Genomic DNA, 25581 nt, shown 5'->3' on the forward strand with positions numbered 1-25581 from the left:
GGGGGAGGAGCGGCCATGTCCGCTGATGGCGTGATCGAATATTTCTATGCGGCCCATTCGGCCTTTGCCTATCTGGGCTCGAGGCGGTTCATGGCGATCGCGGCGAAGGCCGGGCGGCGGATCGTCCACCGGCCGGTGGACCTTCGACTGGTCGTGGCAGAAGCCGGCGCGACGCCGTTCCCGAAGCGCTCGAAGGCGCATGTCCAGTATTTCTTCGGCCGCGAGATCCGGCGCTGGTCGGAGGAGCGCGGTGCGCCGGTGCTGGGCCGGACACCCACCTTTCACCACCACGATATCGGGCTGCCCAACTGCTTCCTGATCGCCGGCATGGAGCAGGGGCTGGTGATCGACGAACTGGCGCACCGCCTGCTGGAAGCGCACTGGAAGGAGGACGCCGATCTCGCCGACCGAGGCACGCTGCTGCGTCTCGGCCGGGAAGCGGGCGTCGATCCGCAACCGCTGCTGGAGGCCGCCGACAGCCCGGCCGTGCGCGAGATCTATGACCGCTACAGCCGGGACGCGATCGAGCGCAGCATCTTCGGCTCGCCCACCTATTTCGTCGACGGCGACATGTTCTACGGCCAGGACCGCCTGGAGATGGTCGAACGCGCGCTGGCGAAGCCCTACGCGTGAACACGGCCGCAATCCGCCCCACCCCCGGAAAGGCTCAGGCATGGATCCCGCGCCGGCGCTTGCGCGCCGCGCAGGACTCGAAACCTGCCTTCAAGGAGCCCGGGGCCCACGCCTGAGCAGGGCCGCTGGAACGGCGATGCCGGTCAGGCGTCCGCGCCGCGCAGGACCCGCGCGTGGCCGCGCCGCCGGACCCGTCTCCTACTTCGTCTCGTGGTCGGCGCGGTTGTAGGGATCGTCGAGGCGGACGATGTCGTCCTCGCCCAGATAGCTGCCCGACTGGATCTCGATGACCTCCAGCGGCACCTTGCCGGGATTGGCGAGGCGGTGGGCGGTGCCGATGGCGATGTAGGTGGATTCGTTCTCCGACAGCAGCACGGTCTCCTCGCCGGTCGTCACCTTCGCGGTGCCGGAGACCACCACCCAGTGCTCCGCGCGGTGGTGGTGAAGCTGGTAGGAGAGCTGCGCGCCGGGGTTCACCACCAGGCGCTTGACCTGATAGCGGGCGCCGAAATCCAGCGGCTCGTAATAGCCCCAGGGGCGGTAGTGGCGGACATGGCTCTCGTGCTCGGCCCGGCCCTCCGCCTTCAGCATCTCGACCACCTCCTTGACCTCCTGGGTGCGGTCGCGGCGGGCGACCAGCACGGCGTCGGAGGTCTCGACGATGGTGAGGTCGGAGACGCCGATGGCGGCGACGACCGTCTTCTCGGTGCGGATATAGCTGTTGCTCACGTCGCGCAGGATGACGTCGCCCTGGACGGCGTTGCCGTTCGCGTCCTTCTCGGCGATGTCCCACAGCGCGGTCCAGGAGCCGATGTCTGACCAGCCGATGTCGCAGGGCATGACGGCGGCGCGCTCGGTCTTCTCCATCACCGCGAAGTCGATCGACTGCGCCGGGCAGGCGGCGAATGCGGCCTCGTCCAGGCGCAGGAAGTCGAGATCGCGCTCCGCGCCGTCCAGCGCCCGCTCCACTGCGTCGACGATATCGGGGCGGAAGCGCCGCATCTCCCCGATCAGGGCGTCGGCCCGGGCGACGAACATGCCGGAATTCCAGGAATAGCCGCCATCGGTGAGATAGCCGGCGGCGGTCGTCGCGTCGGGCTTCTCGGTGAACTGGTCGACGTGGAAGACGCCATCGGCGATGGCCGCGCCCTGGCGGATATAGCCATAGCCCGTGTGCGGCTCGGTCGGCCGGATGCCGAAGGTGACGATGTGGCCGGCGTCGGCCATCTCCACCGCCCGCGCCAGCAGGCGGCGGAAGCCTTCGATTTCCCGGATGACGTGGTCCGCCGGCAGCAGGGCGATCACCGCTTCCGGGTTGCGCGCGAGACACCAGAGCGCTGCCGCGGCCGCCGCCGGTGCGGTGTTGCGGCCCACCGGCTCCAGCATGATGGCCAGCGGCTCGCGGCCGATGGCGCGAAGCTGCTCGGCGATGATGAAGCGGTGGTCGTTGTTGCAGATCGCCAGCGGCGCGGCGTAGGCAGGATCGTCGGGCACGCGCAGCGCCGTCGCCTGCAGCATGGTTTCCTCGCCGGCCAGCGGCAGGAGCTGCTTGGGGTAGAGACTGCGCGAGAGCGGCCAGAGCCGTGTCCCCGCGCCGCCTGAAAGCAGCACGGGAAAGATCCGCGCGGTCCCGCTGGTCATCCTGCCGCCCTCCGTGCCGGTCGCTGGCCGCCGAGATTTACCATGGCCACGCCCACGGTCACCAGAACCATGCCGGCGATGGCGGCCGGTCCGAAGGTCTCGCCGAAAAGGGGCCAGGCGATCAGCGCCGTGGAGGCAGGCACGAGGAAGAACAGGCTGGAGACCTTGGACGCGGCGCCCTGACGGATCAGGATCATCAGCAGGGTGATGGCGCCGATGGACATGACCAGGACCAGCCAGCCGAGCGCGAAGACGAACTCGCCCGACCAGGTGATCTCGCGGGTCTCGATGGCGAAGGCGATGACGCCGAGCGCGACCGCGGCCGCGGCGAACTGGATGGCGTTGCCCGTGCGCAGGTCCATCTGGGTGCAGAAGCGTTTCTGGTAGAGCGTGCCGATGGTGATGCCGAACAGCGCCATCACTGCCAGCGCCATGCCTTCCGGCGTGCCCAGCCCCTGCTCCAGCTTGCGGTAGACCACCAGGAAGACGCCGGCGAGGCCGAGAAAGAAGCCGATCCACTGGCGCAGGCTGACGCGCTCGCCCAGCACCGGCCCGGCCAGGATGGCGGTCAGGATGGGCTGCAGGGCGACGATCAGGGCCGCGGTGCCGGCCTCCACGCCCAGGCTGATCGCGGCGAAGACGCCGCCCAGATAGACCCCGTGCAGCAGCACGCCGACGATGGCGATATGGCCCACGTCGGCGGCGCGGTCCGGCCAGGGCGCCCGCATCAGCAGCGCCAGCGGCGCCAGGATCGCCACGACGAGGGCGAAGCGCAGCGCCAGAAAGGTCATGGGCTCGGCATAGGGCAGGCCGAGCTTGGCGCCGATGAAGCCGGTCGACCACAGAAAGACGAACACCGCCGGCATCAGCACGGCGGCGACGAATCCGGGCGACGGGGTCTGCGCGGGCGCGGTCATCGGTCTGCCATAGCCGGGCGGGGGCAGACGGACAAGGCCGGACCTCTTATAAGGGTGCTGATTCGAACCCGGAGTTCCTCATGAGCAAGGTCGCGCGCTGGATCGGTCCCATCATCCTGCTGGCAGTGGTCGCCGCCGGCGTGGGCTACTGGTTCTACTGGAATGCGCTGGCCGACGGCCTGGAACGCGGTTTCAACCGCTGGGTCGAGCAGCGCCGCGCCGAGGGCGTCTCGGTCCGCCATGGCGCCGTCGAGGTGACGGGGTTCCCCTACCGGCTGGAACTGCACGTCGCCCAGCCGGAGATCGCCGCGCCCCGCCTCAACATGGCGCCCGAATGGTCGGCCGACGAGGCCGTGATCTACTTCCAGCCCTGGAAGCGCGGCCACGCCATCGCCGAAACCCGCGGGCCGCAGAAGCTGGGCTGGATCGAGGGCGGGGTCCAGCGCCGCGCCACGGTGGTGGCGGAGCGGGCGCTGTCCTCCGTGCGCTTCACCGACCGGGGGCGGATCACCCGCTATGACGCCGATCTGGTCCAGGTGGAGGCCTCGGGCGACCTCGCGCTCAGGCGCGCGGCGCGGCTGCAGAGCCATGGCCGGCTGGCCGATGCCGGGGACAGCGGTCCGCCGGCGCTGGAGCTGACCTTCCGGGGCGACGAGATGCGGGTTGACCCGGCGGCCAGTCCCCTGGGCGAGGCGGTCGACCTGGCGCGGATCGCCGTCACCCTTGCGCCCATGCCGGAATCGACCGCGCCCTCGGCGCTGGACGCCTGGCGGGACCGGGGCGGGGTGCTGGAGGTCAACGCGCTGGACGTCCGCACCGGGGAGCTGGCGGTCACCGGCGACGGCACCTTCGCCCTCGACGCGGCGCGCCGGCCGGAGGGCGCAGGCGTGCTGCAGGTCTTCGGCGCCGAGGCCTTCGTCGACGCGCTGGCGGCGGCGGGCGACCTCTCCGGCGGCGCGCAGCTCGGCCTGAAGCTGGCCATCAAGGCGCTGGAACAACGCGACGGGGAAGGGCGCGCCGTCGTGCGGGTGCCTTTCTCGATCCAGGACGGCCGTGTCCGCCTGCTCGAATTCGGCCTGTTCGACGCGCCGCCGCTTTATTGATGGCCGTCGCTTGCCGCAGGCGGGCCGAAGCCTGATATCAACCGGCAGTGATCATCCAGGAGGCCAACAACAATGAAATCGCTGATCGCCGCGCTCGTCATCCTTGCCGCGCCTGCTCTGGCCCTGGCGGAGTCCTCGCCCTGGCCGGCGGATGCGGAACTCTACATCGTCTCGCCGAAGGACGGCGACACCGTCTCCAGCCCGTTCCGCGTGGAGTTCGGCGTCAAGGGCGTCACCGTCCGGCCCGCCGGCGACGAGACGCCGGGCTCCGGCCATCATCACCTGCTGATCGACCGCACCGTGCCGGCCGGCGAGGATCTGCAGTATTCGCTGCCGGCCGAAGACAGCCTGGTGCATTTCGGCAAGGGCCAGACCGCCGTCGAACTCAGGCTGCCGTCCGGACCGCACACGCTCCAGCTCATCATGGGCGACGCCAATCACATCCCCCACGATCCACCGCTGGTCTCCGAGCCGATCAGGGTCATCGTGCGGAACCAGTAGGGACGGATGCCGCCGCGGATGGCGGCGGCACGCTGTGTCAGTCGTCGCCGGCGCCGTCGACATCGCGGCCGAAGTTCGGCGCCGCCGAATCCTGGCCCGCATCGATGATGGCGCGGCGGATGGCGCGGGTGCGGGTGAAGAGCTGGAACAGCGTCTCGCCGTCGCCCCAGCGGATGGCGCGCTGCAGCGCCGTCAGATCCTCGGAAAAGCGCGCCAGCATCTCCAGCACGGCTTCCCGGTTGTTGAGGAAGACGTCGCGCCACATGGTCGGATCGGAGGCGGCGATACGCGTGAAGTCGCGGAAGCCGGCGGCGGAGAACTTGATCACCTCCGACTTGGTCACCGTCTCCAGGTCGTCGGCCGTGCCGACGATGTTGTAGGCGATCAGATGCGGGATGTGGCTGGTGATCGCCAGCACCTGGTCGTGATGGCCGGCGTCCATGACTTCCACTTCCGCGCCCATGGCGGTCCAGAAGGCCGTCAGCCGCGCCACCGATTGGTCATCGGAGAGGCCATTGGGCGTGATGACCAGCCAGCGCCCTCGGAACAGCGACGCGAAACCCGCCGCGGGGCCGGAATTCTCGGTACCGGCGATGGGATGGGCGGGCACGAAACGCACATGGTCGGGCAGGTGGGGCGAGACGGCGTCGATCACGCCCTGCTTCACCGAGCCCACGTCGGAGAGTATCGCGCCTTCGTCCAGATCACCGCCGATTTCGTGCGCCACGGCGCCCATCACGCCCACCGGCGTGCACAGGATGACCAGATCGGCGCCGCGCACGGCTTCGGCGTTCGATGCGAAGGCTTCGTCGGCGATGCCCAGCGCCAGCGCCTCGGCGCGGTGGGCGGCGTCCGGCGAGGCGCAGACGATGGTCTCGGCCAGGCCGTGCTCGCGCGCCGCCCGGGCAATCGAAGAGGCGATCAGGCCGATGCCGACCAGGCACAGCCTGCGGAAGGGTTGCGCGTCGGCCATCAGCTTTCCAGGAAGGCCTTCAGCGCGTCGATGACGGCCAGGTTGTCGTCCTCGGTGCCGATGGTGATGCGCAGGCAGTCGGGCAGGCCATAGGCGCCGACCGGGCGGACGATGATGCCGCGCGCCTTCAGGAAGGCGTCGGCCGCCAGCGCCTGCTCGGCGCCGCCGGGAAAACGCGCCAGCGCGAAATTGCCGATCGAGGCGGTCGTCTCCAGGCCGAGTCCGTTCAGCGCCGCGGTCAGCTTCGGCAGCCAGACGTCGTTGTGGGTGCGCGCGGCGTCGATGTGGGCGGTGTCGTCCAGCGCCGCCAGGGCGGCCTCCTGCGCGGCCAGGTTGACGTTGAACGGGCCGCGGGCGCGGTGCAGCACGTCGATCACCGCGGCGGGCGCGTAGGCCCAGCCGACACGCAGCCCCGCCAGCCCGTAGATCTTCGAGAAGGTGCGGGTCATGACGACGTTGTCGTTTGCGTTCACCAGCTCCACGCCGGGCTCGTAGTCGTTGCGGGAAACGTATTCCGCATAGGCGGCGTCGATCACCAGCAGGACGTTGTCGCGCAGACCCGCGCGCAACCGCGCGACCTCGTCGGCGGTGACGAAGGTGCCGGTGGGGTTGTTGGGGTTGGCCAGGAAGACCAGCCGCGTGCGTTCGGTCACCGCGGCGAGCAGGGCGTCGACGCTGGCGGTGTAGTCCGTCTCCGGCGCCATCACCGGCGTGGCCCCATTGGCCTTGGCGGCGATGGCGTACATCAGGAAGCCGTGGCGGCTGAACAGCACCTCGTCGCCCGCCCCCGCATAGGACGAGACCAGCAGTCCGATCAGTTCGTCGGAGCCGTTGCCGCAGACGATCCGGTCGGGGTCCAGGCCGTGGCGGCGGCCCAGCGCGCGGCGCAGCCGGGTGGCGCCGCCGTCCGGATACTGGCCGATGCGGCCGGCCATGGCGCGGAACGCCTCGATCGCCTTCGGGCTGGGGCCGAGCGGCGTCTCGTTGGCGGAGAGCTTGCGCACGTGGCTCTGGCCCTCGATCTCGGATTCGCCACCCTTGTAGGGCGTGATGTCCATCAGGCCTGGCTGCGGCGTCGGGTTGGTCATGGGAGGTCCTCTACTCGGTGTCCAGCACGCCGAGCGGCCGCGCCGAGGCGCCGATGACGGCGGCCCGGGTGATCGCGCCGTCGCTGCCGCCGACCAGGCGGCCCAGCCGCTCGTCCTGGCGGCCGATGAAGCCCTCCAGCTCCAGCAGCTGCTTCATCAGGCCCTCCCGGCCGTAGGTGGCCATCACGCCGCCCTTCAGCTCCGCCTGGTTGAGCAGCGCGCCGAGGCGCGTGCGGCTGAGCTCCGGGTCGGTGTCGACGATCATGTAGCTGACGTCGTCGCTGGAGGGTTCGGGCGGGTAGGTCGCCACCGCCATCAGGCGACGGCTCTCGAAGCGGCCTGTGGCGCTTTCGTAGAAGGGCAGGGCGCTGACGATGTTGACGGCCCGCGCGTCCTCGCTGGCCAGGTTCGGCCACCAGGGCTGCGCCTCCTCGTGGTCGGGCCAGGGCAGCACGCCGATGGTGTTCTGCTGGCCGACCTCCTGCAGTACGCGCTGGGCACTGGCGCAGAGCCGGATCGGCGTCAGGCTGCCGAAATGGTTGCGCACCAGGTCCCAGTGGGAGATCGAGCGTTCCGGCGAATAGAGCGCGACGCCGAAGGGGGCCTGCATCTGGCAGGCGCCGGAGAGAATCTCGCGCCAGATGCGCGCCACCGCGGCGGCGGGCAGCGCGCCGTCATGGTCGCCGATCCGGCCGCGCATCAGCTCCGCCTCGCGTCCCGGGCGGATGAATGCGGCCCGCTCGCCGCTGGCGGTCCGCTTGGCCAGGCCGATGCGGCGCACCACCGCCGCCCGCTCGCGCAGGAGCTGGTGCAGCTCCCGGTCGATGCGGTCGATGTCCTCGCGCAGCTTGTCCAGACCTGCCGGCGCTTCCTCCGACATTGCGACCGTTCTCCTCCTGATTGCCCTGGCGGCGGCGGAGCATAGTCACAAGCGCCATGCCCCGCAAAGGCCGAATCGCCGCCCCGCAGCACCCGGCCGCGGCGCATGCTGGACAAGGCCTGGGCCCGCTGCTACTGACCCTCACACGTCCATGAGGCCCTTCGAGGGGAAGCCGCCTATGAGCTCGCAGAAGAAACCGCTGGTCATCGTCACCCGGAAGCTGCCAGACGCGATCGAGACGCGGATGATGGAGCTGTTCGACACGCGGCTGAACCTGGACGACAAGCCGATGTCCAAGACCGAGCTGATGGAGGCGGTGAAGGTCGCGGACGTGCTGGTGCCCACGGTGACGGACCGCATCGACGCGGGCATTCTCAGCCAGGCCAATCCGGATCTCAGGCTGATCGCCAGCTTCGGCACCGGTGTCGATCACATCGATCTCGCCGCCGCCCGCCAGCGCGGCATCACCGTCTGCAACACGCCGGGCGTCCTGACCGAGGACACCGCCGACATGACCATGGCGCTGATGCTGGCCGTGCCGCGGAGGCTGACCGAGGGCGAGCGGCAACTGCGCGAGGGCGACTGGAGCGGCTGGTCGCCGACCCACATGCTGGGCCACCGCATCTGGGGCAAGCGCCTGGGCATCATCGGCATGGGCCGCATCGGCACCGCGGTCGCCCGCCGGGCCAAGGCCTTCGGCCTCTCGATCCACTATCACAACCGCCGCCGCGTGCACGAATCCGTCGAGCAGGAGCTGGAGGCGACCTACTGGGAGAGCCTGGACCAGATGCTGGCGAGGATGGACATCATTTCCGTCAACTGCCCGCACACCCCGGCAACCTATCACCTGCTGTCGGCCCGGCGGCTGAAGCTGATGCAGCCGACCTCCTACATCGTCAACACCTCCCGCGGCGAGGTGATCGACGAGAACGCGCTGACGCGGATGCTGCGCGCCGGCGACATCGCGGGCGCCGGGCTCGACGTCTTCGAGCACGAGCCGGCGGTGAATCCGAAGCTGATCGAGATGGACAACGTCGTCCTGCTGCCGCACATGGGCTCGGCCACCATCGAGGGCCGCGTCGACATGGGCGAGAAGGTGCTGATCAACATCAAGACCTTCGTCGACGGCCACACCCCGCCCGACCGGGTGCTGCCGGACCTCTGACGCCGGCACGCAGGCGGCGGGACATCGCAGAAGGCGTGCGGGCCAGCCATGCCATCCCCCGCGCGCCGACCCGGTCACGTGAACAGCGAGAGCACGCCCGTATAGGTGTAGAGCCGGGCGTTGGAGATTTCCCCGTTGCAGAAGAAGCCGGTCAGCGGGAAGTCGCCGAAACGCTCGGCGATCATGTCCAGTTCGGTGCGGTCGGCGTCGAACATGTTCGGCCCCCGGCCCAGGCAGGAATAGTACAGCCCGCCGCGCGGCCGTTTGCCGTCCAGCGAGCGCTCCAGCTTGTCCAGCATCCGCGTCATGTCCTCGGCCGCGCTGGCCCCGTCGCGGCGGCAGAACATCAGCCGCCCGCCGACCTCGACCTCCTCGGCGACGGCGACCAGGCCGTGCTGCGGGTCCAGGCCGGTGATGTCGCGCACCAGATAGTCGCCGCTGTCGGCGCCGCTGACCGGCAGGCCGGCGAAGATGAAGCCCGGCACCCGTTCCAGATTGCGCGCCAGAACTTCGCCGGCCTCCTCGCGGAAGACCTCGAAGGCGGGTTGTCCATCCAGTTCGACGACCACGTTCTTTTCCGCGCGCGTGATTTCGCGGGGCGGACCGATGGGCGAGCAGCCCTGGCTCAGCGCCGTGCTGACGCCGATGTCCGCGGAAAGCGCGACGCCGCTCAGCGGCGTGTCGGCCAGGCCGCGCGCGATCATCGGCCAGGCGGCGCGGGAGGCGGCGATGCCGCCCACCCAGTAGCCGCCGAGCCGCGCTGCCAGTTCCGCCACGCCCTCGGGCAGGTCGGGCGCGCGGGCGTCGGCGTGCAGGACGCCGAACCAGGGTTCGATCCCCTCGATGTCATCCTCGGCGCGGCGCAGCAGGCGGTAGTGCGCGCGTGGCGCGGCCATCGCCATCGCCGCCACGCCCGGTTCGTCGAACAGTTGCCGGCGGCCGGCGACCACGCCGATGCCGGTGGTGCCGACCCAGTCGTCGATGCCGGTGCGCCCGCGCAGCACGGTCAGGATGTCGCTGGCGTGGGCCGAGAAGTGGTCGGTGAGATAGACGAAGCCGAGGCGGCAGCCGGCGGCGCCGCTGGCTTCCAGCTGGTCGAGGCAGGCGCTCACCGCCGTGCGCCAGTCGCGGTCCGCGCCGGCGCCGAACGCGAATGTGTCGGCGGGTTCCGTCATGGGGCCATCAAAGGACGGCAGCCGCCGCGGCACAAGGGGGTGCGCCTAGATTTCCCTGTCCTTGAGTTCCTTGGCGATGGCGCCGGCGCGGCTGCGCACCTGATCCATATGCGGGTTGATCAGCAGCGCCCGCTCGAACGCCTTCAGGGCGGCTTCGGGCTGATCGAGCCGGTCGTAGATCATGCCGAGCCCCGAATAGGCGCCGAAATGGCGGGGCTCCAGATCCAGGACGCGCTGGATGTCCTCGATCGAGCCGCGGTAGTCGCCACGGATGAAGCGCAGGGTGGCGCGCCGGTTCCAGCCCTCGGCGAATTCCGGGGCCAGATCGATCACCGCGTCGTACTGCGCCTCGGCCTGCTCGTGCAGGCCGCGCTGCATCGCTTCGGCGGCGTCGACCATCAGCAGATCCACGGTGTCGGAGCCCGATTCGTGCCAGACGCCCCAGATCCGGTTCTGCACCTTCAGGGCTTCCGGCCCCTCGATGCTCTGCAACTCGCCGAACAGGCCGTCCAGGCGTGGATCGTTCTGATCGGCCGCCGCCGGCGTCCAGACCGTCAGCAGGCCGGCCAGGGCCGCCGCGGCAAGCGGCATTGTCATGGAACGTCGGTACATGCGCATATTCTGCATATGGGCGGCGGCGGCGTCGAGACGAGGCCGCGGCCGCTCACTCGACCGTGACGGACTTCGCCAGATTGCGCGGCTGGTCGACATCGGTGCCCTTCAGCACCGCCACGTGATAGGCCAGAAGCTGCACCGGAATGGCGTAGAGCAGGGGCGCGACGAAGGGATCGACGCTCGGCAGTTCGATCGCCGCGAAGGCGTCCTCGCCCACCGCATCGACGCCGGCCGCGTCGGAGAGGAAGATCACCTTGCCGCCCCGGGCCATGACCTCGCGCATGTTGGACACGGTCTTGTCGAACCAGCGGTCGGTCGGCGCGATGACGATCACCGGCACCTCCTCGTCGATCAGCGCGATGGGGCCGTGCTTCATCTCCCCGGAGGCATAGCCCTCGGCGTGGATGTAGCTGATCTCCTTCAGCTTCAGCGCACCTTCCAGCGCCAGCGGGTAGCCCGTGCCGCGCCCCAGATAGAGCACGTCGCGCTTCTCGAAGATGGCGTGGGCCAGGTCGCGGATCGCCTCGTCGTGGTTCAGCACCTGGGCGGCCATGGCCGGCACATGCGCCAGGGCGAAGGCCAGGCGGTCTTCCTCGGCCTCGTCGATGGCGCCGCGGGCGCGGGCGAAGGAGATCACCATGCAGGCCAGCGTCGCCAGCTGGCAGGTGAACGCCTTGGTCGAGGCGACGCCGATTTCCGGCCCGGCGAGCGTCTGCAGCACCACGTCCGACTCCCGGGCGATGGAGCTCTCGGGCACGTTGACGATGGCGACGATATGCTGCTTCTGCTCGCGGCAGTATTGCAGCGCCGCCAGGGTGTCGGCGGTCTCGCCGGACTGGGAGATGAAGATGCCGAGACCGCCCTCGGGCATCGGCGCCTCGCGGTAGCGGAACTCGCTGGCGACGTCGACCTCCACCGAGACTCGCGCCACCTGCTCGAACCAGTACTTGGCGACCATGGCCGCGTAGAAGGACGTGCCGCAGGCGATGATCGTGATCCTGGGCAGGGCGGCGACGTCGAAGGGCATGGGCGGCAGCACGATCTCGCCGGTCGCCGGCGTCAGGTAGCTGTGCAGGGTGTCGCCGATGACCGCCGGCTGCTCGAAGATCTCCTTCAGCATGAAGTGGCGGTGGTTGCCCTTGCCGATCATGGCGCCGGAGATCGCGGACTGCTTGATCTCCCGCTCCACCGCGTTGTCCTCGTGGTCGTAGAAGCTGGCGCCCTTGCGCGTGACGACGACGTAATCGCCTTCCTTCAGATAGGCGATGCGGTTGGTCATCGGGGCCAGCGCCATGGCGTCGGAGCCGAGGAACATCTCGTCGTCGCCAAAGCCGACGGCCAGCGGGCTGCCGCGGCGGGCGCCGATCATCAGCTCGTGCTCGCCGGCGAAGATGATGCCCAGCGCGAAGGCGCCTTCCAGGCGTTTCAGCGCCGCGGCCACGGCCTCTCGCGGGCCCAGGCCGTCTTCCAGATTGCGGGTGATCAGATGGGCGACGATCTCGGTGTCGGTCTCGGAGGCGAACACGCAGCCGGCCGCCTTCAGCTCGGCGGCCAGTTCCCGGTAGTTCTCGATGATGCCGTTGTGGACCAGGGCCACGCGGTGGGTGGCGTGTGGGTGGGCGTTGGCTTCGTTGGGCACGCCATGCGTCGCCCAGCGGGTGTGGCCGATGCCGATGTCGCCGTCCAGGCTCCATTCGGCAAGCGCCTTTTCCAGATTGACCAGCTTGCCCTCGGCGCGGCGGCGCTCGATGCCGCCGTTTACCAGGGTTGCGATGCCGGCCGAATCATAGCCGCGGTATTCGAGGCGCTTCAGCCCCTCCAGCAGGCGGGGCGCAGCCTCGCCCCTGCCGATCACGCCGACAATGCCGCACATGCCCTGTTTTCCTTCTACTTCGCGTTCTTGTTCTTGCGGTCCTGCCGTCCGGCGCGGAAGCCGGCGGCCCAGCCGCTCTTCGCCGTCTGCGGCGCGCGGGTGAACGCCAGGTCGTCGGCGGCGACGTCCTCGGCGATGGTGCTGCCCGCGCCGACGATGGCGCCGTCGCCGATGCGGACCGGCGCCACCAGCGCCGAGTTGGAGCCGATGAAGGCGCCGGCGCCGATGTCGGTGCGGTGCTTGTCGAAACCGTCATAGTTGCAGGTGATGGTGCCGGCGCCGATATTGGCCTGCCGCCCGACCCGGGCGTCGCCGATATAGCTCAGGTGGTTGACCTTGGCGCCCGCCTCGATCACCGCCTTCTTCACCTCGACGAAATTGCCGATGCGGGCCGCCGCCTGGATTTCCGCGCCGGGGCGGAGGCGGGCATAGGGGCCGATCTCGGCGGTGGCGTGCACATTGGCCCCCTCCAGATGGCTGAAGGCCTTGATACGGACATCGTCGCCCACGGTGACGCCGGGGCCGAAGACGACATGGGGCTCCACGGTGACGTCGCGGCCCAGCTTCGTGTCCCAGCAGAAATGCACGGTCCCGGGATCGATCAGCGTCGCGCCGTTCGCCATGGCGTCGTTGCGCAGCCGGCGCTGCGCCACCCGCTCCGCCGCCGCCAGCCGCAGCCGGTCGTCGACGCCCATGACCTCCTCCGCATCGCCCTCCACGGTGACGCAGGCCCGGCCCTCGGCGCGGGCGAGGGCCACGATGTCGGTCAGGTAGTATTCGCCCTTGGCGTTGTCGTTGCCGATGCGGTCCAGCAGGGCCAGGGCCACGCGGCCGTCCAGGCCCATGATTCCGGCATTGCAGAAGCCGATCCGCTTCTGCGCCTCGTCGCAGTCGCGGAACTCGACGATCGCCTCCAGCGCGCCGTCACCGCCCGTCACCAGCCGGCCATAGGCGGCCGGATCCTCAGGCCGGAAGCCGAGCACGGCGACGGCCGGGTCCGCCGGTCCCTCCATCGCCCCGGCCATGGCGCGCATGGTCTCCGCCGTCAGCAGCGGCGTGTCGCCGAACATGACCAGGACGATTCCGTCGAAGCCCTCCAGATGCTCGCGGGCGGCCAGCACGGCGTGGGCGGTGCCGAGCGCGGGCTGCTGCACGGCGGTCTTCGCCGGCGCGACCGCCGCCCGGACCGCGTCGTGATCCGGCGCGGTGACGACGACCGTGCGCTCGGGGCGCAACGGCGCCAGGGTGTCGATGATGCGGTTGATCATCGGCCGGCCGGCCACCGGATGCAGCACCTTGGGCAGGGCCGACTTCATCCGCGTTCCCATGCCGGCCGCCAGGATGACGGCCGCGACCGCGCGTTGGGTCATTTCGTGATTCTCCGCTCCCGAATTCGCGAATTGCTATGCCATGCCGGCGTCGGCAGGGCCAATTCAAACACTGTTTCAAAGCCTTGCAGAAGGCGCGCCACTGGGGCAAAGGATCGGTCATGACCCGACCCACCATCGTCTTCGATCTCGACGGCACGCTGGCCGACACCGCGCCGGACCTCTACCAGACCGTCTGCTGGCTGCTGGCCATGGAGAATCGTCCGCGCGTCAGCTTCGAGCGGATGAAGGGCCTGATCGGCGACGGCGCAGGCCCGATGATCCGCGGCAGTTTCGGCGACACCGGCGGCGTGCCCGAGGGCGACGGGTTCGAGCGGCTGCTGCGCATGTTCCTGGCCTATTACGCGCAGCACCTGGCCGATCACAGCGAGCCTTTCCCCGAGGCGCTGGCGGCGATCCACCGCTTCCGGGCGCGGGGCACCATGATCGCCATCTGCACCAACAAGCGCTACGAGTTCGCCGCCGAGCAGCTCAGGATCTGGCGCATCGGCCACCTGTTCGATGCGGTCAAGGGCGCCGACAGTTTCCCCTTCCGCAAGCCCGACGGGCGGCATCTGAGCGAGACGATCAAGGCGGCCGGCGGCGATCCCGCCCGGGCGCTGATGATCGGCGATTCGTCCGCCGACGTGGGCGCCGCACGCGATGCCGGCGTGCCCTGCATCGCCGTCACCTTCGGCTATGGCTCGACGCCGGCGCACGAGCTTGGCGCGGATCTGGTGATCGAGGGGTTCGGTCAGCTCGACGCTGCGGCCCGGCGGCTCGGCGTGATCTGAGTTCAGCCGTCCCACCGCGCCAGTACCTGTTCCAGCCGCGCGAATCCTTCGGCCATCTCCGCCGGTTCACAGGCGCAGAAGCCCAGCAGCAGGCCGCGCGGGCCGCCCGGCCGGGCGCGGTAGCGCGACAGCGGCGGGCAACGCACGCCGGCTTCGGCGGCGAGCCGCGACAGGGCCGCGTCGTCGGCCCCCTCCTCGAGGCGGAGCGCGATCTGCATGCCCGCCTGGCTTTCCTCCCAGGCGAACCGCCCGCCCACCGACGCCGTGAGCAGGCCCAGGAAGGCGCGGTAGCGCTCGGCGTAGATTCGGCGCATGCGCCGGATGTGGCGGTGGAACTCCCCCTCCGCCATGAAGGCGGCCAGCGGCCGCTGCAGCGCCGCCGACGCCTTGGGCCGGGAGCGGCGCTCCAGCGTGTCGCGGAAGGCCGGCAGCAAGGCTTCCGGCGCCACCATGTAGCCGAGCCGGAGGCCCATGGAGAAGACCTTGGAGAAGCTGCCGACATAGATCACCCGTCCGCCCCGGTCGAGGCTGGCGAGGGCCGGGATCGGCCGGCCGGCATAGCGGAACTCGCTGTCGAAATCGTCCTCCACCAGCCAGGCGCCGGTGGCCTCGGCGAAGTTGAGGAAGGCGAAGCGCCGGCTCGTTGGCATCGCCCCGCCGAGCGGGAACTGATGCGAGGGGGTCAGGATGCTGAGCCCCGGCGGGTCGCCGGCCGGGGGCGGCGCGGCGCCCTCCGCGTCGACGTCGAGCCAGAGCGGCCGCAGGCCGAGACCGAGGACGAATTCGCGCAGCGGCAGATAGCCGGGATCCTCCAGGCCCACCGCATCGCCCGGCCCGGCCAGGGTGCGGATGGCGATTTCCAGCGCGTCGCCCGCGCCGGCGGTGACGATGATCTGTTCGGGCCGCGCCTCGACGCCGCGCCATTCGGCGAGGTGGCGGGCGATCTCCGCCCTGAGGTCCGGGTCGCCGAAGGCCTCGGTTTCCTGGACCAGCGCTTCCGGCGTCGCCCGCGCGGTCCGCGCCACCGTGCGGCCCCAGGCGCGGTAGGGAAAGGCGCGCATGTCCGGCACGCCCGGATCGAAGGCCACCGGCGGGGAGGGCGCGGCTAGCGGCCGCCGGCGTTCGGACGGTGCGGCGGCCGCGGCCGGGGCGGGCACGGCGCCGATATCGCCGACATAGACGCCCGAACCCCGCCGTCCCTCGGCATAGCCCTCGGCGACGAGCTGATCGTAGGCCGCGACGACCGTGGCTCGGCTGACCCCCAGCTCGGCGGCGAAGGGACGGCTTGCCGGCAGGGCGGAGCCCGCCTTCAGCCGCCCGTCGGCGATCAGCGCTCTCAGTGCGTCATAGACCTGCGCCGCCAGGGGGGCGGGCAGGGTGCGGTCCAGCGTCAGGGCGGCGAGCAGGGCGTCGGACATATTGGTCTGTTTGAATTCTTCCAGATTGGCCATTTCGATCAGGCCAGTCTCAGCCTAGCTTCGCCGCCGCCGAGGAGGAAGAGCCATGACCGAGCACGACCTGACCACGACCGACCGCACCCGGCTGAGGCGCTCGCACCTGCGCGGCCATGCGGACCGGGAGACCGCCTACGCCATCCTGGACGCCACCATGCACTGTCATGTGGGCTACACCATCGACGGCAGTCCCTATGTCACGCCGACCTTCCAGTGGCGCGAGGGCGACGACGTGTTCTGGCACGGCTCCAGCGCCAGCCGGGCGCTGCGCGCCGCGGAAGGCGCCGAGGTCTGTCTCACCGTTTCCCTGCTCGACGGGCTGGTGCTGGCGCGGTCCGGGTTCCATCACTCGGTCAACTACCGCTCGGTGATGCTGTTCGGGCGCGCCAGGAAGATCGAGGATCCGGCGGAAAAGACCGAGCGGCTGAGGACCTTCGTCGAGATGATCACGCCGGGCCGCTGGGAAACCCTCAGGCCGATGACCGATCAGGAGCTGAAGGGCACCACGATCCTGACCATGCCGATCGACGAAGGTGCGGCCAAGGTGCGCGATGGCGGCCCCATCGACGACGAGGAGGACTACGCGCTGCCCATCTGGGCGGGCGTGGTGCCGATACGCCAGCAGGTCGGCGAACCGGAGCCCGATCCGCGCAACCTGCCGGGGCTGGACGTTCCCGGGCACGTCCGGGCCTTCCGCATCGGCTGACCGGCCGGGCATAGGCCGGCAGGGCCCGGTTTACCGCGAAAGAGGGGTTGCGCGGGGGCGCTAATTGCGCCATATCCCGCGCCTTGGCGTCCCGTCCGGGCCCGCATGAAGCGGTTCCGGGCGTCCGAGCCCCGGGCTTTCCGGAACCTTGGGGCGGGCGTCGAGAACCCGGAAGGAAAGCAATGTCCTACTACGAAACCGTGTACATCGCACGGCCCGACATCTCGGCCCAGCAGGTCGAGCAGATGAACGAAGAGTTCAACACCCTCGTTCAGGCGCAGGGCGGCGAGATCAAGAAGACCGAGTACTGGGGTCTCAAGTCGCTTGCCTACAAGATCAAGAAGAACCGCAAGGGCCACTACGTGCTGTTCAATCTGGACGCACCGGCCGCAGCGCTGCAGGAGTTCGAGCGGGTGATGCGCCTGCACGACGACGTGCTGCGCTACATGTCCATCCGCATGGAAGAGCTGGAGGAAGGACCCTCGGCGCAGATGCAGTCCCGCGGCGGCGGACGCGACGCCGGCCGTGGCGGACGCGGCGGCCCGCGCGGCGACCGCGACCGGGGCCCGCGCGGCGACCGTGACCGCGGCGACCGTGGTGACCGTGGTGATCGTGGCGACCGCAGCGAGCGTCCGGCCCGTTCCAAGGAAGGAGAGCGCGCATGAGCATCGGCACCGAGCACAAGGGCGTTGTCCGCGCCGCCGTCAAGGGCGGCCGCCGTCCGTTCTTCCGCCGCCGCAAGACCTGCCCGTTCTCGGGCGCGAACGCGCCGAAGATCGACTACAAGGACACCAAGCTCATGCAGCGCTACCTGTCGGAGCGCGGCAAGATCGTCCCCAGCCGGATCACGGCCGTTTCCGCCAAGAAGCAGCGCGAACTGGCGCGGGCGATCAAGCGGGCGCGGTTCCTGGCGCTCCTGCCCTACGTGCAGGACTGAGGCAGCCGGGCCGGACGCACGATGAATGCGCGCGTCCCGATCGCTATCGCCTGCGGCCTCGCCGCGGCGCTGTGCAATCTGGCCCCGCAGTCCGGTTTTCCGGGAGGATTGATGCTGTCCCTGGTCACCTCATTGCCGCTGTTCTACGCCGGCCTGACCCAGAGCTGGCTCTGGGCCCTGGTCGCGGGACTGGTGGCCACGGGGGTCATGCTGGCCTTCGGCGGGGGCTGGATGGCGCTGATCTTCCTGGCGGCGACGGCGATGCCGGTGATCGTTCTGGTGCGCCAGGCGCTGCTGGCCCAGCCGCTGCAGGACGGGGGGCTGATCTGGTATCCGGTCGACCGCCTCGCCTGGTGGCTTGGGGGCATCGGGCTGCTGTTCGGTCTCGGCGTCTTCATGGTGATGGAGACCGGGCCCTTCCGCGAGACGGTGGACCAGGTCTTCCAGGCCGTGTTCGCCACGGCGGAGATGAGCGAGACGGACCTGGCCCGGTTCCAGGAAATGTTCCGGCGGATCATTCCGCCGGTCTTCGCCGGCTCGACCATGCTGCTGCTGGTGTTCAACGGGGCGCTGGCGCAGTGGATCGCACGGCGCAGCGGACGCGCGGTGCGCGCCGAACTGCCGCTCGCCGGGCTCCGGCTGCCGATGGCCGCGGCGGTGGCGCTGGCGGCGGCGTCGCTGGGATCGGCCGTGATCCCCGGCGATGCCGGCCTGTTGCTGGCGATCGCGGCGGCGGTGCTGTCGACGCTGTTCGTGCTGCAGGGTCTGGCCGTGGCGCACCGGCTGATCGGCTCGCGGACCGGCGGCGGCGGCGGGCTGGCGATCTTTTACGTGGTGGCGCTGATCATGCTGTTCGTGCTGACGCCGCTGGTGATTCTTATGCTGATGCTTCTGGGCGTCGCCGACTGTTTCCTCGACCTGCGTCGGCGCAATACCAGCGGCACGGGAACCTGAAGGAGAAGACGGAATGAAGGTCATTCTGCTGGAGCGGATCGACAAGCTCGGTCAGATGGGCGACGTCGTCGCCGTGAAGAACGGCTACGCGCGCAACTTCCTGCTGCCGCACGGCAAGGCGCAGCGGGCCACCGACGCGACGCTGCGGGAGTTCCAGTCCCGCCGCAAGCAACTCGAAGCCAAGAACCTGGAGCTCCGCAAGGAGGCCGAGGACATTGCCGGCCGCATGAAGGGCCTGAAGGTCACGGTCATCCGTCAGTCGTCGGATTCCGGGCAGCTCTACGGCTCGGTCAACACCCGCGACATCACCGACGGGATCTCCGAGGCGGGCTTCACCATCGAGCGCCGTCAGGTGCAGCTGACCCGTCCGATCAAGACCATCGGCGTCCATGACGTCACCATCCGCCTGCATCCCGAGGTGATGGTGGAGGTGGGCATCAACGTCGCCCGGTCCGAGGACGAGGCGGCGGCGCAGCTCCGCGGCGAGAACGTCTTCACCCGCGGCGACGAGGACGAGGAAGAATACTTCGACGTCGAAGAGGCGGCCGAGGAGATCTTCGAGAAGGGTCCCGCATCGCACGAAGAGCTGATGGACGCGATCTCCCGCGCCACCGAAGACGGCGACGATGAAGACGGCGAAGGCGCCGCGGCGGAGGAAGAAGAAAAGGCCTGATCCGGGCCGCCCTGCGGCCGGGCGGCTCGCCCGGCTTGCAGGTCTAGCCACGCCTCCGCTATTTTGCCTCTTTGCAACAGTGTGTTTGCTAAAGCGGTGATGTGCGGAGGGTGGACGCCATGATTCTGCTATCGATGTTCATACGCCGGCTGATCAGGGTCGGCCGGCTGACCATCATCGACCACAACGGCAAGCGCCACGAATTTCCCGGCGAGCACGAGGGGCCATCGGCGGCCATCCAGCTGCACGACGCGAAGGTGGCCGGCGAGATCGCGCGGAACCCGCGCCTGAAGGTCGGCGAGGCCTATATGGACGGCCGCCTGACCATCCCCGAGGGCACGCTGTACGACTTCCTCGAGGTCGCGGTCCGCAATCTGGCCTGGCACAACCGCACCCGCAGCCGGCTGGCCCTGAAGCTTCAGAAGATCGTCACCGCGGCCCAGCACTACAATCCCGTCGGCAAGGCGCAGAAGAACGTCGCTCACCATTACGACCTGTCCGGCGAGCTCTTCGGCCTGTTTCTGGACGAGGATCGCCAGTACTCCTGCGCCTACTACCGCGATCCGTCCGACGATCTGGAATCCGCGCAGGAGCAGAAGAAGCGCCACATCGCCGCCAAGCTGCTGCTGGGGCCGGGCCAGAAGGTGCTCGACATCGGCTGCGGCTGGGGCGGGATGGCGCTGTTCATCGCCCGCGAGACCGGGGCCGACGTCACCGGCCTGACGCTGTCGCGGGAGCAGCACGCCGTCGCCACCCGGCGCGCCGCGGAGGCCGGGCTCGCCGACCGGGTCCGTTTCAAGCTGCTCGACTACCGTCAGGAAACGGGCGTCTATGACCGCATCGTCTCGGTGGGGATGTTCGAGCATGTGGGTAATCTTCATTACGGCGAGTTCTTCGCCAAGCTGGACACCTTGCTGAAGCCCGACGGCGTGGCACTGCTGCACACGATCGGCTCGGCCGACGTGCCGGGGCCGGTGGCGTCCTGGATCCGCAAGTACATCTTCCCCGGCGGGTACCTGCCGTCACTGTCGGAGATCGCGCCGCACCTGGAGCGGCTCGGCCTGTGGATGACCGACTTCGAGAGCCTGCGCTTCCACTACGCCGAGACCCTGAAGGCCTGGAACGAACGCTTCCAGCGGCACCGCGACCACATCCGGGACGATCTCTACGACGAGAGATTCTGCCGCATGTGGGAGTTCTACCTGCAGTCCTGCGAAGCCAATTTCAGGGAGTCGTTCCTGACGGTCTTCCAGATCCAGATCGCCAAGTCCATCGCCGCCGTGCCGATGACCCGGGACTACATGCTGGACTGGGAGCGGGCGCATGCGCCCGACAACCGCGCCCCGAAACAGGGACCGATGATGGCGGCGGGGGAGTAGGCCGGGTTCAGGCCGCCTTGCCGGCGACCTTGCGCTCCCGGTAGAGGACATAGGCGCCCGAGCCCATGATGACCGCCGCGCCGATCAGCATTTCCGGCGTCGGCATGTCGCCGAAGATCAGCATGCCCGCAGCGATCGCCCAGATCAGTTCGGTGTAGACGAAGGGTGCGATGGCCGAGGCTTCGGCCTGCTCGAAGGCGCGGATCATGAGGAAATGGCCGGTGCCGCCGATCAGGCCCATGGCCGCGAAGGCCAGCCAGTGCCAGGGCTCCGGCGTCTGCCAGATGAAGGGCAGCGGGATCGTCGCGACCACGGCGCCGACGATCGCGGTGTAGAACAGCGAGTTCATCTGCGGCGCGGCGCCCCGGATCATGCGGGTCATGATCATGAACGTCGCGTAACAGGCCGCCATGGCCAGCGGCAGCAGCGACCACCAGGAGAAATCGGCCTGGTCGGGCCGCAGGATGACGAAGACGCCGAGGAAGCCGACCAGAACCGCGGCCAGGCGGCGCGGCCCGACCTTCTCCTTCAGGATCAGGATCGACAGGCCCGTGACGATGAGCGGCGCGACATAGCCGATCGCCGAGACCTGGGCCATGGGCATCATGCTGAGCGAAGTGAAGCCGAAGGCGGTGGCCATGAAAACGACCACGGAACGGGTGATCTGCAGGCCCAGCCGCTTCGTCCGGAACAGCGAGAGGATGCGCGTCGGAAACAGCATCATGATCAGCAGCACGTGGAAGAAGTAGCGGCCCCAGATCACCTGTTCGACCGGATAGATGGTCGACAGCCATTTCGCGGTGGTGCCCATGCCGACGAACAGGATCAGCGCCAGGCAGTAGAACCCGATCCCCTTCAGGGTCGGGTCCATGCCGGCGCGGGGCTCGATCGGAAGGGCGCTGACGGGGCGGACGGACAACTCGCTCATGACATGGGAAGGTAGCGTCATTTCGCAGGTGCACAATGAACACCTTTCCTGCGGCGTCATGCATCTGGCGCATGGCTCCGAAAGGAAGCGTTCACGGTTCTTCCCGTCTCTCCTCCAGCCTTGCCCGCATGCGCTGCAGCAGGGCTCGCGCTGTGTCGATCTCCCCCGGGGGCAGGCCGCGCGCAAGGTCGTTGGCCCAGGGCGCCTGTCGCGCCGAAGCGGCGGCGTAGGCGGCTTCCCCGGCTGCCGTCAGCGTCACCAGCCGTGCGCGCCGGTGATGCGGGTTGGGGCGGAACTCGGCCAGCCCCTCCGCCGCCAGTTCGTTGACGATCCGCTGCACGCCCTGGCGGGCGAGTCCCATCTTGCGGGCCAGCCGCGCCACCGGCTCCGGCGAGTCGGCCTGGGCGATGGCGCCCAGCACCTGCCAGCGCGCGCTGGTCAGGCCGAGATCGCCCACCAGACGGTCACCGGCCTGCAGCAGCGCACCATTGAAGCGGAAGGTTTCCAGGATCAGCGCGGTCAGGGTGCCGCCGCCGGGATCATGGCCGTTGTCATTCATGTGACAATCAATTACCGATATGGCAATATGTTGTCAAATAGAATGAGTAGATCGACATGCCGACCGGACAGTTCGCCCTCCTCGCTGCCGCCCTTTTTGCCGGGGCGGCCGTCTACATCCTCGTCGCCGAGCAGCCGGCGCGGCTCCGGCTCGACGGACCGGCGCTGCTGGCCCAGTGGAAGCCGAGCTACGAGCGCGGCTTCGCCATGCAGGCGAGCCTCGCCGTCCTTTCCGGCCTGCTCGGTCTGTGGGCGTGGCGGAACTCCGGCGACTGGCGCTGGCTGGCCGGCGCGGCGCTGATCCTGGCCAACTGGCCCTACACGCTGCTGGCCATCATGCCGCTGAACAAACGCCTGATGGCGACGCCGAACCCGTCGGACGAAGATGAACTACGGGCGATGGTTGGCCGCTGGGGGCGGCTGCATGCGGGTCGCGCCGTCCTCGGCGCGTTGGCGTGCGGGGTCTATCTCGGCGCGCTGATCTGAGCGTTCAGGCGTCGGGGCGCATGGGACGGGGTTCGCCGAACAGGTACCCCTGTGCGAGGCCGATTTCGGCGTCGACGAGTTCGACGACCTGGTCCTCGCTTTCCACCATCGAGGCGATCAGCGTGGTGCGGGCCGCCTGCAGCCGCTCGCGGACCGCGCCGGCGCTCATGGAGGCGTCGCCGATCAGCGGCCCGGCGTCGATCTTCATGAAGGCGACGCCGCGCGCCGCGATCTCGTTCAGGTCCATGTCGAGACTGGTGACGTGATCGGCCGACAGGCGGAAGCCGAGCCGCCTCAGCGCGTCGAGATTGGCCTGCATGCGCCCGCCGGCGTCCAGCAGCCGCGCCGCCTCGATCTCGAAGACGATGCGGTCGGCGAGGTCGCGGTTGCCGGCCAGGAACTCGGTGAACTGGTCGAAGAATTCGTCGTCGTCCAGCGTCGCCGGCGACAGGTTGCAGAAGAAGCCGATGCCGGCCATGTCCGGGCCCCGCCGGGTCTTGAGGGTCTGGACGCAGCGGAACAGCGACAGGTTGTCGATGGCGTTGACCAGACCGCGGTCCTCGGCGATCGGCATGTACTGGTCGGGCGTGATGATGCGGTCCGCGCCGTCGCGCAGACGGGTGAGGCATTCGTGGAACACGGTGCGGCGCTGCGGCAGGCGCACCACCGGCTGCAGGTAGAGATCGATGCGGTTCTCCCGCAGCGCCTCGGTCGTCGCCTCCAGCAGCAGCTGCCCCGTCAGCGGCGGCGCCGGCGCCGGCAACGGGATGGCGGCGGGCCGGCCGGTCTCCTCGGCGCGCTCCTTCAGCCGCGACAGCTGGGAGCGGACCAGCCGCATCTCGGCGACCAGTTCGCCCTTGTCGCGGCTTTGCTGCAGGGTCTCGATTTCGGAGGTCAGCATGGCCACGGTGCGGTACTGGGCCTCGCGTTCGCGGCGTTCCAGGTCGATTCGCTCCATCAGCGTGCGGCGCTCCATGCGCCGCGCCGCTCCTTCGGCCAGGGTGACCCCCAGCAGCAGCACGCACAGGCCGACGAACGCGGCCTCGTTCACCCCGGCGTCCGGCACCAGGTTGAAGGCGGCCACGGCGGCGGCGGCGGCGAACAGGACGCTCGCGGCGTGGAACATCGAAAGCGCGGCGAAGGGCATGGGATCCGCTTCTTCCCGAATGGCGTATACTGCACCGATCGTTAACCAGAATCCTTTTGGTTCGGTTAACGGCGGCAATGAGCGGGGGGAGGCCGGCCATGCGCATCATGAAGACACGTCATATCGTCGTCGTCCTGGCGGCGACCCTGGCCCTCGCCTGTCTCGTCCTCGGCGGCCGCGAAGCGCGGGCCGAGACTGCGCATGATTTCACCTTCCGCGCCATCGACGGCGCCGACCTGCCCCTGGCGCAGTATCGCGGCCAGCCGGTCCTGGTGGTCAATACAGCCTCCTTCTGCGGCTACACCCCGCAATATGACGGGCTTCAGGCGCTCTACGACGCTTACCGGGATCAGGGCCTGGTGGTGCTGGGCGTACCGTCGAACGATTTCGGCAATCAGGAGCCCGGCTCGGCGGCCGAGATCAAGGAGTTCTGCGAGGTCAACTTCGCCATCGACTTCCCGCTGACCGAGAAGCAGACGGTCCGCGGCCCGGACGCGCACCCGCTCTACCGCTGGATCGGCGCGGAGCTGGGCCGGCAGGGTCTGCCGCGCTGGAACTTCCACAAGTACCTGATCAACGGCGCAGGCCGCATCGCCGGCCACTGGCCCAGCCGGGTGGAGCCGATGTCGGCCGAGATACGCCAGGCGGTGGAGGCGATGCTGCCGGGAGGCTGACCCCCGCCATTGGCTGTTGGCCGTTCGCGCCGTTGGCTGTATTGCGTCGGCAGGGATTCAGGGCTTCGGGGAGCGTTATCATGGCGGTGCTGGAAATCGGGTCCGGAGACGGACTCCACTACGAATACGAGCCGCCCCGGCAGGGCCGGCCGACGATCGTCTTCGTCAACGCGCTGACCGGCAGCACAGCCGCCTGGCAGGGCCACGTTGCGCCCGCCTGCCGCGCGGTGGGGCTGGGCACGCTCTGCTACAACTTCCGCGGCCAGGCCGACAGTCCCTTCTCCGGGGATATCGCGTTCAGCGATGACCTGATCGTCGCGGATCTCCGGCGGCTGATCGAGGCGGTGGCGCCGCCGCGTCCGGTGTACTGCGGCCTGTCCATCGGCGGGCTCTACGCCGCCCGGGCCATCCTCGAGGGCGCGCCGGCTGCGGGGCTGATCCTGCTCAACACGCTGCGCGAGATCGGGCCGCGGCTGCGCTGGATCAACGATGCCACGTTCCATGCGGTGAAGGTCGGCGGGTTCCCCCTGCTGCTGGACATGATGCTGCCGCTGCTGACCAATCCGGAGTTCGTCGAGGCGCAGCGTCCGAACCACCTGCAGACCACGGACTACACGCCGGAGGACCCGTCCTCGGGCCACTTCCGGCTGATGGCCACCCAGGCGGACACCGACTGGAACGTCGACTGGGCCGCGCTGACGCTGCCGGTGCTGACGGTTACGGGACTCTGCGACCGGCTGTTCTACGACGAGGCGGTGGTGGAGCGCCTGCGCGAGCTGTTTGCCGACGCGCGCCATATCGACTGGCCCGACTGCGGCCACCTGGTGCCGGCGGAGCGGCCCGAGCGGCTGGCGCAGGCCATTGTGGATTTTGCAGGGGCGCTGCCCGGCTGAACGGTTCGCCGCCCGGCGGCCTGCGATGTTACACTTCCCCGACGACAAGCCGAGCAACGCCTGGGGA

General features: G+C 69.4%; 27 protein-coding genes. 14 read left to right on the top strand and 13 right to left on the bottom strand.

Features of this window, described 5'->3' with window-relative positions; translation table 11 throughout:
- Positions 1 to 15: 15 nt before the first annotated feature.
- Positions 16 to 633: a hypothetical protein gene (locus TEF_02025; GenBank protein ID ANK79705.1), complete on the top strand. Its 618-nt coding sequence runs from the start codon at positions 16 to 18 to the stop codon at positions 631 to 633.
- 198 nt (positions 634 to 831) lie between these two features.
- On the opposite strand, the gene TEF_02030 is transcribed toward TEF_02025, so the two are convergent.
- Together TEF_02030 and TEF_02035 are read right to left on the bottom strand one after the other, a co-directional pair.
- A complete protein-coding gene (locus TEF_02030) occupies positions 832 to 2274 on the bottom strand; it encodes a mannose-1-phosphate guanylyltransferase/mannose-6-phosphate isomerase (protein ANK79706.1) in 1443 nt (480 codons plus the stop codon).
- Complete coding sequence (locus tag TEF_02035) at positions 2271 to 3191, bottom strand: peptide ABC transporter ATP-binding protein (GenBank protein ID ANK79707.1); 921 nt, start codon at positions 3189 to 3191, stop codon at positions 2271 to 2273. The genes TEF_02030 and TEF_02035 overlap by 4 nt, the downstream gene beginning before the upstream one ends.
- A gap of 80 nt (positions 3192 to 3271) precedes the next feature.
- Here TEF_02035 and TEF_02040 point away from each other — a divergent pair, with 80 nt between their 5' ends.
- Both TEF_02040 and TEF_02045 read left to right on the top strand, forming a co-directional pair.
- Positions 3272 to 4294: a hypothetical protein gene (locus TEF_02040; protein ANK79708.1), complete on the top strand. Its 1023-nt coding sequence runs from the start codon at positions 3272 to 3274 to the stop codon at positions 4292 to 4294.
- Positions 4295 to 4366: 72 nt separating this feature from the next.
- Positions 4367 to 4795, top strand: coding sequence for a hypothetical protein (locus TEF_02045; GenBank protein ID ANK79709.1), 429 nt, complete (start codon positions 4367 to 4369; stop codon positions 4793 to 4795).
- 37 nt (positions 4796 to 4832) lie between these two features.
- Here the strand turns inward: TEF_02045 and TEF_02050 are convergent, their stop codons facing one another.
- Genes TEF_02050 through TEF_02060 form a run of 3 tightly spaced genes read right to left on the bottom strand, consistent with a single transcriptional unit; the run spans position 4833 to position 7736 of the window.
- Positions 4833 to 5768 (bottom strand): hypothetical protein, encoded by a 936-nt coding sequence (locus tag TEF_02050; protein ANK79710.1) that lies wholly within the window; start codon positions 5766 to 5768, stop codon positions 4833 to 4835.
- Positions 5768 to 6856 carry a histidinol-phosphate transaminase gene (locus tag TEF_02055; protein ID ANK79711.1) on the bottom strand — a complete coding sequence of 363 codons (1089 nt, stop codon included), beginning with the start codon at positions 6854 to 6856 and terminating at the stop codon, positions 5768 to 5770. Before TEF_02055 ends, TEF_02050 begins: the two co-directional genes overlap by 1 nt.
- 10 nt (positions 6857 to 6866) lie before the next feature.
- On the bottom strand, positions 6867 to 7736 hold the full coding sequence (locus TEF_02060) for a hypothetical protein (protein ANK79712.1): 870 nt from the start codon (positions 7734 to 7736) through the stop codon (positions 6867 to 6869).
- A 178-nt stretch (positions 7737 to 7914) separates the two neighbouring features.
- On the opposite strand from TEF_02060, the gene TEF_02065 reads away from it, so the two are divergent.
- Positions 7915 to 8901 carry a D-glycerate dehydrogenase gene (locus TEF_02065; GenBank protein ANK79713.1) on the top strand — a complete coding sequence of 329 codons (987 nt, stop codon included), beginning with the start codon at positions 7915 to 7917 and terminating at the stop codon, positions 8899 to 8901.
- A 74-nt stretch (positions 8902 to 8975) separates the two neighbouring features.
- On the opposite strand, the gene TEF_02070 is transcribed toward TEF_02065, so the two are convergent.
- The 4 genes from TEF_02070 to TEF_02085 all read right to left on the bottom strand — a co-directional run bounded on the left by TEF_02070 (position 8976) and on the right by TEF_02085 (position 13934).
- Positions 8976 to 10076, bottom strand: a complete 1101-nt coding sequence (locus TEF_02070; protein ANK79714.1) for a hypothetical protein — start codon at positions 10074 to 10076, stop codon at positions 8976 to 8978.
- 45 nt (positions 10077 to 10121) lie between these two features.
- On the bottom strand, positions 10122 to 10667 hold the full coding sequence (locus tag TEF_02075) for a hypothetical protein (protein ID ANK79715.1): 546 nt from the start codon (positions 10665 to 10667) through the stop codon (positions 10122 to 10124).
- A gap of 73 nt (positions 10668 to 10740) precedes the next feature.
- Positions 10741 to 12564: a glutamine--fructose-6-phosphate aminotransferase gene (locus TEF_02080; protein ANK79716.1), complete on the bottom strand. Its 1824-nt coding sequence runs from the start codon at positions 12562 to 12564 to the stop codon at positions 10741 to 10743.
- A 14-nt stretch (positions 12565 to 12578) separates the two neighbouring features.
- Positions 12579 to 13934 (bottom strand): UDP-N-acetylglucosamine diphosphorylase/glucosamine-1-phosphate N-acetyltransferase, encoded by a 1356-nt coding sequence (locus TEF_02085; protein ANK79717.1) that lies wholly within the window; start codon positions 13932 to 13934, stop codon positions 12579 to 12581.
- 119 nt (positions 13935 to 14053) lie between these two features.
- Here TEF_02085 and TEF_02090 point away from each other — a divergent pair, with 119 nt between their 5' ends.
- Entirely contained in the window at positions 14054 to 14725 is a 672-nt protein-coding gene (locus TEF_02090; protein ANK83220.1) for a hypothetical protein, read from the top strand.
- 2 nt (positions 14726 to 14727) lie between these two features.
- On the opposite strand, the gene TEF_02095 is transcribed toward TEF_02090, so the two are convergent.
- Positions 14728 to 16143, bottom strand: coding sequence for a hypothetical protein (locus TEF_02095; protein ID ANK83221.1), 1416 nt, complete (start codon positions 16141 to 16143; stop codon positions 14728 to 14730).
- Positions 16144 to 16228: 85 nt separating this feature from the next.
- Here TEF_02095 and TEF_02100 point away from each other — a divergent pair, with 85 nt between their 5' ends.
- The 6 genes from TEF_02100 (at position 16229) to TEF_02125 (ending at position 20828) form a co-directional block, all read left to right on the top strand.
- The gene (locus TEF_02100) at positions 16229 to 16885 is read left to right on the top strand and encodes a flavin-nucleotide-binding protein (GenBank protein ANK79718.1); all 657 of its coding nucleotides are present in this window, start codon (positions 16229 to 16231) and stop codon (positions 16883 to 16885) included.
- Between the two features lie 182 nt (positions 16886 to 17067).
- A complete protein-coding gene (locus TEF_02105) occupies positions 17068 to 17550 on the top strand; it encodes a 30S ribosomal protein S6 (GenBank protein ID ANK79719.1) in 483 nt (160 codons plus the stop codon).
- A complete protein-coding gene (locus TEF_02110) occupies positions 17547 to 17822 on the top strand; it encodes a 30S ribosomal protein S18 (protein ANK79720.1) in 276 nt (91 codons plus the stop codon). The genes TEF_02105 and TEF_02110 overlap by 4 nt, the downstream gene beginning before the upstream one ends.
- A 111-nt stretch (positions 17823 to 17933) precedes the next feature.
- Positions 17934 to 18776, top strand: coding sequence for a hypothetical protein (locus TEF_02115; protein ANK79721.1), 843 nt, complete (start codon positions 17934 to 17936; stop codon positions 18774 to 18776).
- A 13-nt stretch (positions 18777 to 18789) separates the two neighbouring features.
- Positions 18790 to 19449 carry a 50S ribosomal protein L9 gene (locus tag TEF_02120; GenBank protein ANK79722.1) on the top strand — a complete coding sequence of 220 codons (660 nt, stop codon included), beginning with the start codon at positions 18790 to 18792 and terminating at the stop codon, positions 19447 to 19449.
- A gap of 119 nt (positions 19450 to 19568) precedes the next feature.
- Complete coding sequence (locus tag TEF_02125) at positions 19569 to 20828, top strand: cyclopropane-fatty-acyl-phospholipid synthase (protein ID ANK79723.1); 1260 nt, start codon at positions 19569 to 19571, stop codon at positions 20826 to 20828.
- Positions 20829 to 20835: 7 nt separating this feature from the next.
- On the opposite strand, the gene TEF_02130 is transcribed toward TEF_02125, so the two are convergent.
- Both TEF_02130 and TEF_02135 read right to left on the bottom strand, forming a co-directional pair.
- Complete coding sequence (locus TEF_02130) at positions 20836 to 21756, bottom strand: hypothetical protein (GenBank protein ANK79724.1); 921 nt, start codon at positions 21754 to 21756, stop codon at positions 20836 to 20838.
- 91 nt (positions 21757 to 21847) lie between these two features.
- The gene (locus TEF_02135; protein ANK79725.1) at positions 21848 to 22315 is read right to left on the bottom strand and encodes a MarR family transcriptional regulator; all 468 of its coding nucleotides are present in this window, start codon (positions 22313 to 22315) and stop codon (positions 21848 to 21850) included.
- A 56-nt stretch (positions 22316 to 22371) separates the two neighbouring features.
- Here TEF_02135 and TEF_02140 point away from each other — a divergent pair, with 56 nt between their 5' ends.
- Positions 22372 to 22800, top strand: a complete 429-nt coding sequence (locus TEF_02140; GenBank protein ANK79726.1) for a hypothetical protein — start codon at positions 22372 to 22374, stop codon at positions 22798 to 22800.
- A gap of 4 nt (positions 22801 to 22804) precedes the next feature.
- Here the strand turns inward: TEF_02140 and TEF_02145 are convergent, their stop codons facing one another.
- Positions 22805 to 23947, bottom strand: a complete 1143-nt coding sequence (locus TEF_02145) for a hypothetical protein (GenBank protein ANK79727.1) — start codon at positions 23945 to 23947, stop codon at positions 22805 to 22807.
- A gap of 98 nt (positions 23948 to 24045) precedes the next feature.
- On the opposite strand from TEF_02145, the gene TEF_02150 reads away from it, so the two are divergent.
- Together TEF_02150 and TEF_02155 are read left to right on the top strand one after the other, a co-directional pair.
- Positions 24046 to 24621: a glutathione peroxidase gene (locus TEF_02150; GenBank protein ANK79728.1), complete on the top strand. Its 576-nt coding sequence runs from the start codon at positions 24046 to 24048 to the stop codon at positions 24619 to 24621.
- Positions 24622 to 24701: 80 nt separating this feature from the next.
- Entirely contained in the window at positions 24702 to 25514 is an 813-nt protein-coding gene (locus TEF_02155; protein ID ANK79729.1) for a hypothetical protein, read from the top strand.
- Positions 25515 to 25581 lie beyond the last annotated feature (67 nt).

This window comes from Rhizobiales bacterium NRL2 (assembly GCA_001664005.1).
In the GTDB taxonomy this organism is placed as follows: domain Bacteria; phylum Pseudomonadota; class Alphaproteobacteria; order Minwuiales; family Minwuiaceae; genus Minwuia.

What these genes read in the sequence shown, in the direction of transcription:
- TEF_02060 (ANK79712.1), bottom strand. Translation starts at nt 7,736, where the DNA reads ATGTCGGAGGAAGCGCCGGCAGGTCTGGACAAGCTGCGCGAGGACATC.
- TEF_02085 (ANK79717.1), bottom strand. Translation starts at nt 13,934, where the DNA reads ATGACCCAACGCGCGGTCGCGGCCGTCATCCTGGCGGCCGGCATGGGA.
- TEF_02050 (ANK79710.1), bottom strand. Translation starts at nt 5,768, where the DNA reads ATGGCCGACGCGCAACCCTTCCGCAGGCTGTGCCTGGTCGGCATCGGC.
- TEF_02040 (ANK79708.1), top strand. Translation starts at nt 3,272, where the DNA reads ATGAGCAAGGTCGCGCGCTGGATCGGTCCCATCATCCTGCTGGCAGTG.
- TEF_02140 (ANK79726.1), top strand. Translation starts at nt 22,372, where the DNA reads ATGCCGACCGGACAGTTCGCCCTCCTCGCTGCCGCCCTTTTTGCCGGG.
- TEF_02110 (ANK79720.1), top strand. Translation starts at nt 17,547, where the DNA reads ATGAGCATCGGCACCGAGCACAAGGGCGTTGTCCGCGCCGCCGTCAAG.
- TEF_02145 (ANK79727.1), bottom strand. Translation starts at nt 23,947, where the DNA reads ATGCCCTTCGCCGCGCTTTCGATGTTCCACGCCGCGAGCGTCCTGTTC.
- TEF_02125 (ANK79723.1), top strand. Translation starts at nt 19,569, where the DNA reads ATGATTCTGCTATCGATGTTCATACGCCGGCTGATCAGGGTCGGCCGG.
- TEF_02130 (ANK79724.1), bottom strand. Translation starts at nt 21,756, where the DNA reads ATGAGCGAGTTGTCCGTCCGCCCCGTCAGCGCCCTTCCGATCGAGCCC.
- TEF_02100 (ANK79718.1), top strand. Translation starts at nt 16,229, where the DNA reads ATGACCGAGCACGACCTGACCACGACCGACCGCACCCGGCTGAGGCGC.
- TEF_02035 (ANK79707.1), bottom strand. Translation starts at nt 3,191, where the DNA reads ATGACCGCGCCCGCGCAGACCCCGTCGCCCGGATTCGTCGCCGCCGTG.
- TEF_02105 (ANK79719.1), top strand. Translation starts at nt 17,068, where the DNA reads ATGTCCTACTACGAAACCGTGTACATCGCACGGCCCGACATCTCGGCC.
- TEF_02065 (ANK79713.1), top strand. Translation starts at nt 7,915, where the DNA reads ATGAGCTCGCAGAAGAAACCGCTGGTCATCGTCACCCGGAAGCTGCCA.
- TEF_02055 (ANK79711.1), bottom strand. Translation starts at nt 6,856, where the DNA reads ATGACCAACCCGACGCCGCAGCCAGGCCTGATGGACATCACGCCCTAC.
- TEF_02025 (ANK79705.1), top strand. Translation starts at nt 16, where the DNA reads ATGTCCGCTGATGGCGTGATCGAATATTTCTATGCGGCCCATTCGGCC.
- TEF_02080 (ANK79716.1), bottom strand. Translation starts at nt 12,564, where the DNA reads ATGTGCGGCATTGTCGGCGTGATCGGCAGGGGCGAGGCTGCGCCCCGC.
- TEF_02075 (ANK79715.1), bottom strand. Translation starts at nt 10,667, where the DNA reads ATGCCGCTTGCCGCGGCGGCCCTGGCCGGCCTGCTGACGGTCTGGACG.
- TEF_02150 (ANK79728.1), top strand. Translation starts at nt 24,046, where the DNA reads ATGCGCATCATGAAGACACGTCATATCGTCGTCGTCCTGGCGGCGACC.
- TEF_02070 (ANK79714.1), bottom strand. Translation starts at nt 10,076, where the DNA reads ATGACGGAACCCGCCGACACATTCGCGTTCGGCGCCGGCGCGGACCGC.
- TEF_02115 (ANK79721.1), top strand. Translation starts at nt 17,934, where the DNA reads ATGCTGTCCCTGGTCACCTCATTGCCGCTGTTCTACGCCGGCCTGACC.
- TEF_02090 (ANK83220.1), top strand. Translation starts at nt 14,054, where the DNA reads ATGACCCGACCCACCATCGTCTTCGATCTCGACGGCACGCTGGCCGAC.
- TEF_02135 (ANK79725.1), bottom strand. Translation starts at nt 22,315, where the DNA reads ATGAATGACAACGGCCATGATCCCGGCGGCGGCACCCTGACCGCGCTG.
- TEF_02045 (ANK79709.1), top strand. Translation starts at nt 4,367, where the DNA reads ATGAAATCGCTGATCGCCGCGCTCGTCATCCTTGCCGCGCCTGCTCTG.
- TEF_02155 (ANK79729.1), top strand. Translation starts at nt 24,702, where the DNA reads ATGGCGGTGCTGGAAATCGGGTCCGGAGACGGACTCCACTACGAATAC.
- TEF_02095 (ANK83221.1), bottom strand. Translation starts at nt 16,143, where the DNA reads ATGTCCGACGCCCTGCTCGCCGCCCTGACGCTGGACCGCACCCTGCCC.
- TEF_02030 (ANK79706.1), bottom strand. Translation starts at nt 2,274, where the DNA reads ATGACCAGCGGGACCGCGCGGATCTTTCCCGTGCTGCTTTCAGGCGGC.
- TEF_02120 (ANK79722.1), top strand. Translation starts at nt 18,790, where the DNA reads ATGAAGGTCATTCTGCTGGAGCGGATCGACAAGCTCGGTCAGATGGGC.